At 62.4% G+C, this 14,947-nt stretch carries 9 protein-coding genes; all 9 read right to left on the minus strand.

Going from position 1 to position 14,947, the window contains the following annotated elements; all coding sequences use genetic code 11:
• Positions 1-76 precede the first annotated feature (76 nt).
• Complete coding sequence (locus JMY24_RS07670; protein ID WP_027777162.1) at positions 77-1,792, minus strand: SpoVR family protein; 1,716 nt, start codon at positions 1,790-1,792, stop codon at positions 77-79.
• The gene (locus JMY24_RS07675; RefSeq protein ID WP_128586650.1) at positions 1,789-3,060 is read right to left on the minus strand and encodes a YeaH/YhbH family protein; all 1,272 of its coding nucleotides are present in this window, start codon (positions 3,058-3,060) and stop codon (positions 1,789-1,791) included. Before JMY24_RS07675 ends, JMY24_RS07670 begins: the two co-directional genes overlap by 4 nt.
• A gap of 123 nt (positions 3,061-3,183) precedes the next feature.
• Positions 3,184-5,106, minus strand: a complete 1,923-nt coding sequence (locus JMY24_RS07680; protein ID WP_013339422.1) for a PrkA family serine protein kinase — start codon at positions 5,104-5,106, stop codon at positions 3,184-3,186.
• 849 nt (positions 5,107-5,955) lie between these two features.
• Entirely contained in the window at positions 5,956-6,717 is a 762-nt protein-coding gene (locus JMY24_RS07685; RefSeq protein ID WP_201701731.1) for a 2-keto-4-pentenoate hydratase, read from the minus strand.
• 441 nt (positions 6,718-7,158) lie between these two features.
• A complete protein-coding gene (locus JMY24_RS07690; RefSeq protein ID WP_201701733.1) occupies positions 7,159-8,985 on the minus strand; it encodes a methyl-accepting chemotaxis protein in 1,827 nt (608 codons plus the stop codon).
• Between the two features lie 516 nt (positions 8,986-9,501).
• A complete protein-coding gene (rbsK, locus tag JMY24_RS07695; protein WP_201701735.1) occupies positions 9,502-10,425 on the minus strand; it encodes a ribokinase in 924 nt (307 codons plus the stop codon).
• A gap of 80 nt (positions 10,426-10,505) precedes the next feature.
• Positions 10,506-11,546: a LacI family DNA-binding transcriptional regulator gene (locus tag JMY24_RS07700; RefSeq protein ID WP_128592296.1), complete on the minus strand. Its 1,041-nt coding sequence runs from the start codon at positions 11,544-11,546 to the stop codon at positions 10,506-10,508.
• Between the two features lie 150 nt (positions 11,547-11,696).
• Positions 11,697-12,773 carry an ABC transporter permease gene (locus JMY24_RS07705; protein WP_128592297.1) on the minus strand — a complete coding sequence of 359 codons (1,077 nt, stop codon included), beginning with the start codon at positions 12,771-12,773 and terminating at the stop codon, positions 11,697-11,699.
• On the minus strand, positions 12,770-14,365 hold the full coding sequence (locus tag JMY24_RS07710) for a sugar ABC transporter ATP-binding protein (protein ID WP_201701737.1): 1,596 nt from the start codon (positions 14,363-14,365) through the stop codon (positions 12,770-12,772). The genes JMY24_RS07705 and JMY24_RS07710 overlap by 4 nt, the downstream gene beginning before the upstream one ends.
• Positions 14,366-14,947 lie beyond the last annotated feature (582 nt).

Genomic DNA, 14,947 nt, shown 5'->3' on the forward strand with positions numbered 1-14,947 from the left:
CCCAGGTCGCGCGCCGCTCGACACCACAAAAACTGGCGCGCCGAACCGCAAGAGTTGCGGCGCGCCTATGAGACCATCACGCCCTCACGGCCGGCGGCACGTAGCGGCACTCGTAACGCTTCCTGACCGTGCCGTTTTCATCGACGCTTTCGAGGTACACGTCGAACTGCCACAAGCGCGCCATGTGCTTGAGCACTTCATCGCTATCCGATGAAAGATGCCGGTTGTCGCTCATGAAGTGCCGCAACGTCAGACTGCGGTCGCCACGCGTATTCACCGACCACACCTGAATATTCGGCTCGCGATGATGCATGTCGTACTGCCGCGACAACGCCTGGCGCACATATTGATAACCGCTGTCGTCGTGAATCGCGGAGACTTCGAGCGCATCGCGCATGTCGTCGTCGAGCACCGAGAACAGACGCATTTCGCGGATCAGATGCGGCGACAGATACTGCGCGACAAAACTCTCGTCCTTGAAATTGCGCATCGCGTAGTGCATGGCGGGAAGCCACGGGCTGCCGGCCAGTTCCGGGAACCACTTGCGGTCTTCGTCAGTAGGGTTTTCACAGATGCGGCGAATATCGCTCATCATCGAAAAACCCAGAGCGTACGGATTGATACCGCTGTAGTAAGGCTTCGTGACCGGCGGCTGATAGACCACATTGCTGTGCGAATGGAGAAACTCCATCATGAAGCCGTCTTCGAGCTTGCCCTGGTTGTACATCGTATTGAGCAACGTGTAATGCCAGAACGTGGCCCAGCCTTCGTTCATGACCTGCGTCTGCCGCTGCGGGTAAAAATACTGTCCCACCTTGCGCACGATGCGAATCACCTCGCGCTCCCACGGCTCGAGCAGTGGCGCGTTTTTCTCCGCGAAGTACAGCAGATTTTCTTGCGGCTCAGGCGGATAACGCTCCTCGATTTCCTCGGGCAACGGCGTATGGCGCGTGGGTAGCGTGCGCCACAATTCGTTGACTTGCGACTGCAGGTACGCCTCGCGTTCGCGGCGCGCGGCGAACTCCTTCTCAAGCGACAGCTTCTGCGGACGCTTATAGCGGTCCACGCCGTAGTTCATTAGCGCATGACACGAATCGAGCAGTTCTTCGACACGGTCGAGCCCAAAGCGCTCCTCGCACTCCGCAATGTAGTTCTTCGCGTAGACGAGGTAATCGATGATGGCATGCGCATCCGTCCACAGCCGGAACAGATAGTTGCCCTTGAAAAACGAGTTGTGCCCGTACGCCGCATGGGCGATGACGAGCGCCTGCATCGTCATCGTGTTCTCTTCCATCAGATACGCGATGCAGGGGTTCGAATTAATGACGATCTCGTACGCGAGCCCCATCTGCCCGCGACGGTAGCTTTTTTCGGTAGAGAGAAAGTGCTTGCCGAACGACCAGTGCCGGTAGTTCACCGGCATGCCGACGGACGCATAAGCGTCCATCATCTGTTCAGCGCTGATGAGTTCCAGCTGGATCGGATACACGTCGAGCTCATATTGCTCCGCAACACGGGCAATATGCGAGTCGTACTCTTCGATCAACTCGAAGGTCCAGTCGGACGGGCACGGCAGAGGCCGTCTATCGGCTACGTTCATACGGACTTCCCTTTGCCCCTCAGTGGGCGTTCCGGTGTGTCCCCGTGCTTCAGCGTTGTCGACTGCTCCGGCTGCGACGGGTCGGACTTCGTCCGCCGCTGCCTCGGCATGCCCCGACTGACGCTGCGGCACGCCTTTCCCACGCTCCGGCTGATAGCCGCGCGCTTCGTTGTGCAAGTGCTTGTCCGTCATGACGACGCCACCTGCTTTTCGAACAACTCGCGAAACACCGGATAGATGTCAGCCGCGGTTTCGACTTTCTTCATCGCCATATGCGGCTGGCTCAACGCCAGTTGCGCATATTCCAGCCACAGATTCTGCTCTTCGGGCGTCACCTGAATATACGCAAAATAGCGCACCTTCTCCAGGATGTCATCCGAGAGTATCTTGCGGCACTTCGGCGAGTCGTCGGTCCAGTTGTCGCCGTCCGACGCCTGCGCGCCGTAAATGTTCCATTCAGTCGGCGAATAGCGCTCGTCCATGACCTTCTGCATCAGTTCGAGCGCGCTCGACACGACCGTGCCGCCGCTTTCCGTTGAATGGAAGAAGGTGTCTTCGTCGACCTCTTCCGCGCGCGTGTGGTGACGGATGAACACCACCTCGATCTTTTCGTAATTGCGCTTGAGAAACAGATACAGCAGGATGAAAAAGCGCTTCGCGAGATCCTTGCGCTGCTCGTCCATCGAACCCGACACATCCATCAGACAGAACATCACGGCCTGGCTGGACGGCGTGGGCTGCTTCACGCGGTTCACGTAGCGCAGATCGAACGGATCGATAAACGGAATGCGCCATATGCGCCCGCGTAAGTGGTGGATTTCCTCTTCGAGCAGCTTGATGTCCTCGCGACGGTCGTCGGGGTCGGCTTTCATGACCTCGAGTTGCCGCTCCATCTCGTGCAACTGATTGACGAGCGGTGCGCCGAGTGCGATGCGGCGGCCAAGAGCGCTACGCAACGAACGGACCACGTCGATATTGTTCGGCGTGCCTTCGGCAGCCCAGCCGGCGCGGATGCTCTTCCACGTGGGGACGGCCAGGAGGTGGGTTTTGACGAGCCGCGGCAATTCGAGGTCGTCGAAGAAATACTGCATGAACTCTTCGCGGCTCAGTTCGAACACGAAGTCGTCCTGACCCTCGCCTTCGTTACTGGCCTGGCCGCCCCCGCCTCCGCCTCCGCCGCCTTGCGGACGCTGAATCTTGTCGCCGCGGATATAGTCGGAGTTGCCCGGATGCACCATTTCGCGCCGGCCGCCGGGCCCATGCCGGAACGACGGCTCTGCGATGTCCTTGCGCGGAATCGTGATGCTCTGCGTGTTCTGTATGTCTTTGATGCTGCGGTCGCGCACCGCTTCCGAAACGGCGCGACGAATATAGTTCTTAACGCGACGCAAAAAGCGCTCGCGATTTGCAATGCTCTTGTTCTTGCCTGCTAACCTGCGGTCGATGATTTGATGAAGCACGCCTCGTCTCCCTTGTCGACTCGTCGCGAGACGTACGCTGCATGGTCCAGTGCTATGTCCATGCAGCTTGCGCCTCGCAGGGTGCCCGCGCGGTCGGACCGCGCGGGCGGCACGCGATGCGGATCATGACGATTTGCGCACGCGCAGATACCAGTCACAGAGCAAGCGCACCTGCTTCGGCGTGTAGCCCTTCGCCACCATCCGGTTGACGAAGTCTTCGTGCTTGCGTTGTTCTTCCGCCGAACCTTTGGCGTTGAACGAGATGACAGGCAGCAATTCCTCCGTGTTCGAAAACATCTTCTTTTCGATCACCACGCGCAGCTTTTCGTAGCTGATCCACGCAGGATTCTTCCCTGCATTCGCAGCTCTCGCGCGCAACACGAAGTTCACGATCTCGTTGCGGAAATCCTTCGGATTGCTGATGCCCGCGGGCTTCTCGATCTTCTCCAGTTCGGCGTTCAATGCCGCGCGGTCGAAGCTCTCGCCAGTGTCGTGATCGCGGAACTCCTGATCCTGAATCCAGAAGTCGGCATACGTCACATAGCGATCGAAGATGTTCTGCCCATATTCGGAGTACGACTCCAGATAAGCGGTCTGAATCTCCTTACCGATGAATTCCGCGTAGCGCGAGGCAAGCACGTCTTTAATGAACGACAGATACTTCTGCTCGGTTTCCGGTGGGAACTGCTCGCGCTCGATCTGCTGTTCGAGCACATACATCAGGTGCACCGGATTGGCCGCGACTTCGGTCGAATCGAAGTTGAACACGCGCGACAGAATCTTGAACGCGAAGCGGGTCGACACGCCGGTCATCCCTTCATCCACGCCCGCGAAGTCGCGGTATTCCTGGTACGACTTCGCCTTCGGATCGGTGTCCTTCAGATTCTCGCCGTCGTAGACCTGCATCTTCGAGAACAGGCTCGAATTTTCAGGCTCCTGCAAGCGCGTGAGCACCGACATTTGCGCCATCATCTTCAGCGTGCCGGGAGCGCATACGGCATTGGCGAGCGACGAATTGCGCAGCAGCTTCTCGTAGATCTTGATCTCTTCCGAGTAGCGCAAGCAGTACGGCACCTTCACGACGAAGATCCGGTCGAGCAATGCTTCGTTGTTGCGGTTGTTGCGGAACGCCTTCCACTCCGACTCGTTCGAGTGCGCGAGAATCACACCGTCAAAAGGAATCGCACCGAAGCCTTCCGTGCCCTTGAAGTTGCCCTCCTGGGTCGCCGTCAACAGCGGGTGCAACACCTTGATCGGAGCCTTGAACATTTCGACGAATTCGAGCAGGCCCTGATTCGCGAGACACAAGCCACCCGAGTAGCTGTATGCGTCTGCATCGTCTTGCGCATACTGTTCGAGCTTGCGGATGTCCACCTTACCGACGAGCGAGGAGATGTCCTGATTGTTCTCGTCGCCTGGCTCCGTTTTGGCGATACCGATTTGCCGCAGGATGGACGGATAGCGCCGCACCACACGGAATTTACGAATGTCGCCGTTGTACTCGTGCAGGCGCTTGACCGCCCACGGGCTCAGAATGCTTTTCAGGTAGCGGCGTGGTATGCCGTATTGCTCTTCGAGGATCGGACCGTCCTCGTCGTAGTCGAACAAACCGAGTGGCGATTCGTTCACGGGCGAGCCCTTGATCGCGTAGAACGGCACGCGCTCCATGAGCTGCTTCAGGCGTTCCGCGATCGACGATTTGCCGCCGCCGACCGGGCCTAACAGATACAGAATCTGCTTCTTCTCTTCGAGCCCCTGGGCCGAGTGCCGGAAGTAGGCGACCACCTGCTCGATCACCTCTTCCATTCCGTAGAACTCACGGAATGCGGGGTATACCTTGATGACCTTGTTCGCGAAGATACGCGACAGACGCGGATCGTTGCGAGTATCGATCTGTTCGGGTTCTCCGATTGCCGTCAACATGCGTTCGCCAGCCGTGGCGTACGCGGCGGGATTGTCTTTGCAGAGCGCGAGGTACTCCTCGAGCGAGAGTTCGTCCTCTCGCGTTTTCTCGAAGCGGGTCGCGAAACTGCTGTAGATATCCATGCTACCTCCTCGCCGAAGTCTAGACCGATGTCGTGCGCGGCGCGCTATTCGGAAACGACATCGCTCGAATTCATCCTAAACCCTTTTAAATTTTTTTTCACGAACTACGTTGCGAAAATCGCGCCGCATTCGCCTCCCAACATTCATCACTTGGAAAGCCCGTTTTGACGACCTACAATCTTGCGCGTCGGACGATCAAACAGCTTGCTCTCCAGTTCATCCCAACACTTACATTCACGCGATGGCTGCACACGCACACTGCGTACCTTGAAGCCAGCACCTCGCAAATTTCGCGCTACGTCCCCGCTCTTTTTGCTACCGCGCTTTCCTTCCTAACGCTTCGACATGCGTTTGGTCTACATGTCCCCGCATCTGTTACATGCCGGTCGACCAAAGTTGCTTGCATGGTTCGCCGGCGCACGTTCATGCAGTTCGTCCATGGACGCGAGGTTTCGTTCCATCGCGATTCACATCGACGCAGAAATCGTTGTGCCGCTGCGCATGCTTTGCTATCGAGCCGACGCTTCACTTGCTTCGCAGCCTTTACATAACCGCGTCGACGACATGGTTGCCTGCACCACTTGCAACATCTGCAGCACGTGCATCGCCGGTATCGCGCAGCCATGTCCTCTACCGCTCGCGCTCCCTCTGTTCGCTGTCTGTTAACTGGATAACGGCGCGGCATTCAACTGGTTCAATAGGGTATACGGCTAAGCAGCAAGCACAGACGCATCAAATGTAAAACGGCCGCCCATCGGCAGCCGTTGAATGTCGCGTTTGTAATGCGCCGTTACAAGCACGGCATGGAAGTGAAACGGACACCGTGTCACATCACACAGTGTCACGGCTTCAGGTCAGTTCGATCTCGACCTCTCCGAGTCCGTCGATATGGCCACGCACGACGCCCGGTTTGTCCACATTGTGCGCACCGACGTAAGAGCCCGTGGTCAGCGTCCATTCCGGCTCGATCGTGATGCCCATGGCGGCGCAATGGTTGACGAACCACACTAGCAGCTCGCGCGGGTCGCCCGCGGGATTGCCGGTGGCGGCCGGCACGAGCGAATCGCCGTCGAAGCTCAGTTCCAGCTCCGGCGAAACAAAGTCGAAGCCGCGTGCCAGTCCCGCGTACGCCACCGGGTGACCGGTGATCAATGCCCCGTTATTCTGGGCATCGGCGAGTTGGGCAAGCGGCGCGATGTTGGGCCATTCCGCAAAGCGGCTATCGACGATCTCGATGGCCGGCAGCACCTCGCCGACCAGCGCGAGCACCTCGTCGCGTGCGTAGGCACGGCCGCGGGGCTCGATCGCCTCGGTGAAGCGGAACGCGATTTCGAGTTCCAGCAGCACGCGAAAGAAGCCCCCGTGCGCAACGCGCGCTGGCGAAGGCAGCACGAGCGAAGCGGGGATCGGCGCGCCAGAGGCGGCTCCGCCGGGCGCCTTCGCGCCGATCTTCCACGCACCGGTGGAGTCGCCGAGACCCGCGATGACCGCCTGCTGGATCGCGTAAGCGGTGGCGGCGTCCGGCGGCATCTGTTCGGGCGCGAGCCCGTTGATCGGGCGATGCTGCCGGCGTGCTTCGACGAGGCGGTGCGCGAGGTCGTGTGGCGTCATGTCGGTCCTTTGTGGCTGGCGCATTTAACGGCTACTGCAGCGCGGTGGTTAGCGGTGGTCAAGGGTGGTAAAACGGCGGCGAGGCGCGCTGGGCGACGCGAAGCCGCGCGGCGGTTTGCGCAGCAGCGCTCTTCGCCGGCTAGCCGCAGGCGTCGCCGACAGCCGACAGCCGCGATCCGGTCACGAATTACCGTAGCCGCGCCCGTCAATGTACCGGATCGTGAGGCCCGCCAGGGCGTCGGCCGCTCGACAAACGCGACTTAATGCACACGCCATAAAAAAACCGCGCTTGCGTACGCAAGCGCGGTCTTCCGCGGTCTTCATGTGCGAGGCGGCTCAGCCGCCACGGCTTTGATTCTGCAGCCGGAGCGCCTGGAACGATCGTTGCAAAGAGCTTTCGCCGCTCGCGCCGCACAGGCGACAATTACCGTAGATGTCCGGTCAGAACGTTTCCCAGTCCTGATCGCCGCCGGCACTGGCAACAGCCGCAGCCTTGGCGGGCGCACGCGGCGCCGGAGCCGCTTTCGGTGCGGCGGGCTTCGGCGCCGGCACGGCAGCAGCCGCAGCCGCCGGGGCGGCGCTTACATGCTGAGCCGGGACCGGGGCACTCGCGCGCGGAGCTGCACGAGAATCGGCACGAGACGCCGACCGCGCCGCGGCCGGGGCAATTCGCGCAGGCGTCGGCAGATGTTTGGGCAACGCGCCGCCCGACGTCCTCACGCCACCGTCTTCCAGTTGAAACACGGCAACCGCGCCACGCAGCTTGTCAGCCTGGTCTTCCAGAGAAGACGCCGCCGCGGCCGCTTCCTCGACGAGAGCGGCATTTTGCTGCGTCACTTCGTCCATCTGGGTGACGGCGCGCGCCACCTGGTCGATACCGCTGCTCTGCTCTTCAGAGGCCGCGGCGATTTCGCCCATGATGTCGGTCACGCGCTGCACCGCGCTGATGATCTCGCTCATCGTGCGGCCCGCTTCGTCGACGAGCGCCGAGCCCGACTGCACGCGGTCCACCGACGTGTCGATCAGCTCCTTGATTTCCTTGGCCGCCGCCGACGAGCGTTGCGCGAGGCTGCGCACTTCGCCCGCAACGACCGCGAAACCGCGCCCCTCTTCGCCGGCACGCGCGGCTTCCACGGCCGCATTCAGCGCGAGGATGTTGGTCTGAAACGCGATTCCTTCGATGATCGAAATGATGTCGGCGATCTTTGCAGAACTCTGGTTGATCTCGCCCATTGTGCCGACCACTTGGCCCACCACCGCGCTGCCCTTGTTGGCGATTTCCGATGCATTGGCCGCGAGCGCGCTCGCCTGACGGGCGTTGTCGGCGTTCTGTTTCACGGTGCCGGTCAATTCTTCCATGCTCGACGCCGTTTCTTGCAACGCGGACGCCTGCTCTTCCGTGCGCGACGACAGATCAATATTGCCGGCCGCGATTTCGCGCGTCGCGGTAGCAATCGACTCGCTTCCGCCGCGCACCGCGCGCACCGTTTCGGTGAGACTGCGCTGCATCTTCCCGATACCTTCGAGCACCTGCCCCATTTCGTCACGCGACGTGATGACGACCTGACGGCGCAGATCGCCTGCGGCGATCGCGTCGAAATGGCCTAGCGCCTCGGCGAGCGGCCGGGCGATTGCCCGGCTGAGCGCCACATACGACAGCACCGCCGCGACGACACCGGCGAACAGCGCGCCGAGACTGACCATGCGGAACATCTGGAAGCTCGACTGAGCGGATTCGAAACCATCCCGGGCCTGATCGAACTGATATTTACTTAGCGCCTCGTCGGAGGTGGCAAGTTCGTTGTAAGCGATCTGCAGGCGTTTGGCGCCGTCGATCAACTTGCTTTGGTCGCCAGCAACAACGATTGCTGAAAACGCGTCGGCTTGTTGATGCAGTGCGTCGCGCTTGCCGACCACTACCTGCGTGAGGCGTTCTTCTTCAGGCTCACGCGGCAGGTCCATGTACTTCTTCCACCACATGTCGGACGTGGCGCGCATGCCGCGCGCGCGTTCCAGCGTCGGCGCGGCTTCCGGCGTACCTATCATGAACGCTGCGCGGTCGAGCGCAAGACGCTCCCGCGCCGCGAACAACTCGGCGTTGCCGATGTTGACCGCGCTCGGCATCGAATTGGTGAACGTATCCTTGTACGCGTCGTTAGAACGGCCCATACCGAATAGACCGAACGCGCCGATGCCGACGAGCAGCGCCGCGAGAAAAGCCATCGTAAGGCCGATCCGCGCCTTGATCGAAATCCCTTTGTTCAACATGCTTGTTCCTGTAGTAGACGGACAAGAGCGCGCGTTAGGAGCGTTGCTCTACTAGCCTCGTTTACGGCAAGCAGGCGCGATACTTGAAGTGCTTATCGTATGAAGAAAGATGATTGGCGGAAGTTAGCAAGAAATGCGAGGAAGATCGGGCGGAGGGTCGCGGTGTGGCATTTGATGCGTTGTGCACGCAGTTCGATGGAGGCGGGGTTTGGGGGTTTTGGGGACCAGCGAACTGGGGATTGGTGAATTGGCTAACTGGCGGACTGGCGAGTTGGCCAATGCGGGTTGGCTGACCGGCTGACTGGCTTGGCTTGGCTTGGCTTGGCTTGGCTTGGCTGGCTGATCCGCTGATCGGCGCGCGCAAGAAACAGGGTGGCGTAAAGCGCGGCAAGCGGCAGGCGCGGGGGTGCACGGGATATCCGATAAGCACGGCACGCGCCGCAAGCATCGCAACACAGCATGCAAGCATCGACGCCAACCGCCCGACACCGCCACGTGCCGCCTCCGCCCAAAAACTCAGCCTTCCACTTCAGCCCGCGTGGGAATCGAAGGCTGCGCGCCCGCGCGCGTGACCGACAGCGCCGCCGCATGCTGCGCGAAGCGGATCGCCGCATCGACGCTCGCACCCTGCGCGAGTTGCGCGGCAAAACCGCCGATGAAGGTGTCGCCGGCCGCCGTCGTATCGACGGCTTTGACCTTCGGCGCGTCGTACAAGGCCGGCGCCGCGCCTTCGAGCGCCGCCTGCACACCGCGCGGGCCGAGCGTCACGAGCACGTTGCGCGCCCCGGCCGCGCGCAGCACGGCAGCGGCGGTGGCCGCTTCCTCGGGCGAGCCGACCGGCAAGCCGGTCAACGTCGCCGCTTCCAGCTCATTCGGTATCAGATAGTCGATGAGAGGCAGCCACTCGGCGGGAAGCGGACCCGTGGCCGGCGCCGGATTCAGAATGACCGTCTTGCCTAAGCGCCGGGCCGTGGCCAGCGCCGCTTGCACCGTGTCCGGCGGTGTTTCGAGCTGGCAGATCACCACGTCGGCGGCAGCGAGAACCGCTTCATGACGCGCAATAGTTTCCGGCGTCACTTCGCCATTGCTGCCCGCGACGATCACAATCGCGTTCTGACTCGCATCGTCGACGATGATCAGCGCGACGCCCGTCGCCTCACGGCCGGTCTCGACCGCCGCGCAGTCGATGCCTTCCGCTTCGAGCCCCGCGCGCAGCTGGGCGCCGTTCGCGTCCGCGCCGACACAGCCGAGCATCGACACCTGCGCGCCGAGTCTGGCCGCGGCCACCGCCTGGTTGCCGCCCTTGCCGCCCGCGACCTGCGCGAACGTGCGGCCGGCCAGCGTTTCGCCGGGATGCGGCAAACGCGGCGCGCGCGCGACCAGATCCATGTTCAGACTGCCGACCACTGCCACGCGTGCGCGCGTTTCGTTACTTGACACCTGTTTCTCCCGAAATCCAGCTTTCTAAACCTGCCGATGTGCGTTGCAGTACAACACACGTCCAGGCCGGCAACCCGCGCTCAAGCCGCGAGATCGCGTTTTCCCGCGCCGGCCCAGGCCGACGTCGATTCGCGCACGATCAACCGCGGCGTCACCACACGTCGGCGGCCGGCCGGCCGCGCATTTGCCGACGACTTGCCCGCGATGCGTTCGATCAGCGTCTGCGCAGCCATGTCGCCGAGCGCGCGCACCGATTGCCCGACTGTCGACAACGCCGGATAGGTGAAGCGTCCGAGTTCGATATCGTCGAAACCGATGATCGAACAGTCGCGCGGCACGCTGATATTGCGCTCCGCCGCAGCGCGCAACGCGCCGATGCCCATCATGTCGTTGCACGCAAAAATCGCCGACGGCTTGACCGTGTCGAACAGTTGAGCGGCCGCGCGATGCCCGCCCGTTCCCGAAAAATCGCTTTCGACGATCGCATTGGGCGGAATCTCGATGCCGCGCTCGGTCATGGCGCGGATAAAGCCGTGCACCCGCATGGCGCTCACCGCCGTCTCGACGGGCCCGCTGATACAGCCGATCTGCACATGTCCGAGTTCGAGCAGATGACGGGTAGCCAGATACGCGCCCTTTTCATGATCGATCTGCACGAGATCCGCGTTCACGCCTTCAATGTTGCGGTCGACGATCACGAGCGGCTCGCGCGCGTCGGCGAGAGTCTGCGCCAGCACCGCGTCGTCGCCGGCAGACGCGACGATCAGTCCGTCGATCCGTTTTTCCTGCAGCACCCGTAGATAGTTGCGCTGCTTCGCTGGGTCGTCGTCGGAATTGCAGAAGAACACGCAGTAGCCGTTGCGGGCGCAACCGTCCTCGATGCCGCGCGCGAGCTCCGCAAAATACGGGTTCGTGCTGTTCGGCACCACGAGTCCGATGGTCGCGGTGGCGCGCGCCTTCAGCGAACGGGCCACCGCCGAGGGCACGTAGTGAAGCTGGCGAATGGCGTGCTCGACCTTCGCGCGCACGTCTGCCGACACGGGACGCGAGTTGTTCACCACGTGGGAAACCGTGGTGAAGGACACGCCCGCCACGGCCGCTACATCCTTGATCGTCGCCATAACCTGTTGCTCTCCCGCCTGTTTTTCCCGCCGGTCATGCTCACTGCCGACCTGCGGGACATCCTCATCGAAGGCACTTCACGCTCGTCAATTCTTACGCTTTACCGCAAACCACCCTGCAACCGCCCGACACGCGCTAATCTTCCGCTGTCAGGCACGCTTGCGGCGGCTGCGGTACGTATCCAGTACCACGGCCACCACGATCACCGCGCCGGTAATCATGCGTTTGGTCGGCTCGTTCGCGCCGATCTGCGCGAGCCCGGCCGCCAGCACCGAAATGATCAACACGCCAAAAAATGTACTGATAACCGAACCGCGCCCGCCCATCAGACTCGTGCCGCCAATCACCACCGCCGCGATCACCTGCAGTTCCAGGCCGACGCCCGCGTTCGGATCGGCCGCCTCCAGACGCGAAATCTGGAAGAGCGACGCGAGGCCCGCGAGCGCGCCCATCAGTGCGAACACGATCACCTTGTACGGCCGCGGATTGACGCCCGCGAGCCGCACGGCCTCTTCGTTGGTGCCGATGCCGACCAGATAGCGGCCGAACACCGTGCGCGTCAGCACGAGTTGCGCGATCACCATCACCGCCACCGCGATCAGGAATGCCGGCGAGATGCCGACTGCGATCGGGTTCGACAGGAAATCGAACGCGTCGCCGATGTAGGCGGTGCGCGAATTCGTCATCTGATAGGCGAGGCCGCGCGCTGCTTCCAGCACGCCGAGCGACACGATGAACGACGGAATCCGCCAGCCGACCGTGACCGCGCCGGTAATCGTGCCGGTCAGGGCCGCGGCGGCGACGCCGAGCAGCGCCGACGGCAACGGGCCCCAGCCCCACTTCAGCGCCGCCACGCTCACCACCGAGGCGCCGAGCGCGAGCACCGAACCGACCGACAGATCGATGCCGGCAATGATCAGCACGAAGGTCATGCCGACCGACATCACGACCAGATCCGGAATCTGGTTGGCGATCGTGCTGAATGTGTCGTACGTCAGAAAGTGCGAACTCAGCAGCGAGAACAGCACGATCATGCCGAGCAGCGCGCCGGCGAGGCCCAGGTAGTTCGAAAACCCGAGCCGCGTCCCGGCCGGCTTGCCGCTCGCGAGCGGCGCGGATGGATCGGCCGGCGCCGCGTTCGTATTTGCGTTTGCGTTCGTGTTGCCGTTTGCTGCCGCTCCGCCCTGCTTTGCGCCCGACGTGTCGCGCAACGATTGATCGGTCATGACAAACTCCCTGCTTCGTTGGTATCGAGGGTGTGCAACAGCGCTTCACGGCTGCGGTAGCCGGCGAAAGCGGCGGCCAGCAACGCGTCCTGCGACCATGTGTTGCGTTCGAACACACCCGTCAGGCTTCCCGCGGACATCACGCCGATCCGGTCGCAGATCAGCATCAGTTCACGCAGGTCGCTCGACACCACGACGAGCGCGCGCCCTTCACGAGCCAGCGCGCCCATCAAGCCATAAATATCGAACTTCGCGCCGACGTCGATGCCGCGCGTGGGTTCGTCGAATAACAGCACGCGGCAATCGCGCGCGAGCCAGCGGCCGATCACGACCTTCTGCTGGTTGCCGCCCGACAGCTCGCCGACAATCTGCCCCGGTCCGGAGCTGCGAATCCGCATTGCGTCGATCTGCTTTTTCGCCAGCGCGTTTTCGCGCTTCGCATCGACGATGCCATGCCGCGCCACGCTGCCGATATTGCCGAGCGACACGTTGGCCGCAATCGGCTGCGGCAGCAGCAAGCCCTCGCCCTTGCGGTCCTCGGTGATGAGCGCGATGCCCGCGCGTACCCCGTCCGACGGCGAATCGATCCGCACCGGCGTGGGCGGCGCGCCCGGCGTGGCGGCCAGCGCCACGGTGCCGCCGTCTTTCGGATCGGCGCCGTAAATCAGCCGCATCAACTCCGTGCGGCCCGCGCCGATCAGACCGCTGACGCCGAAAATCTCGCCCGCGCGTACTTCGAACGACACGTCGCGCACAACCTTGCCGCGCGTGAGCCGGTCCACTTTCAGCAACGGCGCGCCGATATTGCGCACGCCGAGATCGATCTGCTCGCCCAGTTCGCGGCCGACCATCCACGTGACGATTTCGTCGCTCGTCAGATTGGCCATCGCGTCGACGTGCACGAGGCGCCCGTCGCGCAGCACCGCGATCTGCTCGGCCACTCGCGCCAGCTCCTCGAGCCGGTGCGAGATATAGACCAGCGCGACGCCGCGTGTCTTGAGCCTGTCGATCTGCTCGAACAGCAGATCGACTTCGCGGGCGGTCAGCATCGCCGTTGGTTCGTCGAGGATCAGCACACGGCAATCGTCGATCAGATTGCGGGCGATCTCCACCATCTGCTGATGGCCGATGCCGAGCTCGCCGACGAGCGTATCCGGATGGATCGCGTCGAGCCCGACCTGCGCCATCGCGTGACGCGCGTCCTCGCGCAGCTTGCGCCGGTCGATCCAGCCGAAGCTGAACGCACCCGCGCGCGGCAAGCGGTTCAAAAACAGGTTTTCCGCCACCGACAACGTGGGCAGCAGGTTCAACTCCTGCATCACCATGCGCACGCCGAGCGCTTCCGCTTCGGTACGGCTAGCCGGCGCGTAAGGCTGGCCGGCGAGCCGCATCGTGCCGGCGGTCGGCTCGACGAGGCCGCCGATAATCTTGGACAGCGTGCTCTTGCCGGCGCCGTTCTCGCCGGTGAGCGCCAATACCTCGCCGGCGCGCAACGACAATGACACGTCGGCGAGCACGGGTTCGGCGTAAGTCTTGCCAATGCCGCTAACGGACAGAATGGCAGGCAAGGCGTCGTGGTCGGTTGAATCCATCGCGATCCTGTTTCACCGCGTCGGGTGCGCCTCGTACGATTGGCTCGACGAGGCCGCATCCGGCGCCGTGCGGTCAATGCCGGCCCATGCGCGGAATGCGCTGGTGCTAAGGCCGCGCTCCGTCCCGCCGCGCAGCCGCCGTCATGACGCTTACCTCTGAATTAACGGCGGCCTGGCAGGTTTCTTGAGCGGCTATTGAGCGTTCATTGAAAAGTAAGCGCGGAGTCACGGTTTTTGGGCGGCGCTTGTGGCTCGGTTGTGGCTTTGTGGTGGCGCGGCTGCGGGCCTTGGCTTTGATCTTGGCTTTGATCTGGCTTTGATCTTGGCTTTGATCTTGGCTTTGATCTTGGCCTTGATCTTGGCCTTGATCTTGGCTTTGATCTTGGCTTTGGCTTTGGCTTTGGCTTCGGCCTTGGCCTTGCTTCGGCTTCGGCTTCAGCCTTGCTTCGGCTTCGGCTTCGCTTCCGCCTCAGCTTCGACCGGAGATCCGGCCACGCCTGCCGCCCCGTTGACTGTCGTCACTCAGAGCCACCATTTACAGCTACCACCAAGCCCCATTCACGGCGAAATTCCAGCCGCGTT

It is taken from the genome of Paraburkholderia kirstenboschensis (assembly GCF_904848585.1).
GTDB classification, from domain to species: Bacteria; Pseudomonadota; Gammaproteobacteria; order Burkholderiales; family Burkholderiaceae; genus Paraburkholderia; species Paraburkholderia kirstenboschensis.

What these genes read in the sequence shown, in the direction of transcription:
- JMY24_RS07670 (WP_027777162.1), bottom strand. Translation starts at nt 1,792, where the DNA reads ATGACGGACAAGCACTTGCACAACGAAGCGCGCGGCTATCAGCCGGAG.
- JMY24_RS07705 (WP_128592297.1), bottom strand. Translation starts at nt 12,773, where the DNA reads ATGACCGATCAATCGTTGCGCGACACGTCGGGCGCAAAGCAGGGCGGA.
- JMY24_RS07690 (WP_201701733.1), bottom strand. Translation starts at nt 8,985, where the DNA reads ATGTTGAACAAAGGGATTTCGATCAAGGCGCGGATCGGCCTTACGATG.
- JMY24_RS07700 (WP_128592296.1), bottom strand. Translation starts at nt 11,546, where the DNA reads ATGGCGACGATCAAGGATGTAGCGGCCGTGGCGGGCGTGTCCTTCACC.
- JMY24_RS07680 (WP_013339422.1), bottom strand. Translation starts at nt 5,106, where the DNA reads ATGGATATCTACAGCAGTTTCGCGACCCGCTTCGAGAAAACGCGAGAG.
- JMY24_RS07685 (WP_201701731.1), bottom strand. Translation starts at nt 6,717, where the DNA reads ATGACGCCACACGACCTCGCGCACCGCCTCGTCGAAGCACGCCGGCAG.
- JMY24_RS07710 (WP_201701737.1), bottom strand. Translation starts at nt 14,365, where the DNA reads ATGGATTCAACCGACCACGACGCCTTGCCTGCCATTCTGTCCGTTAGC.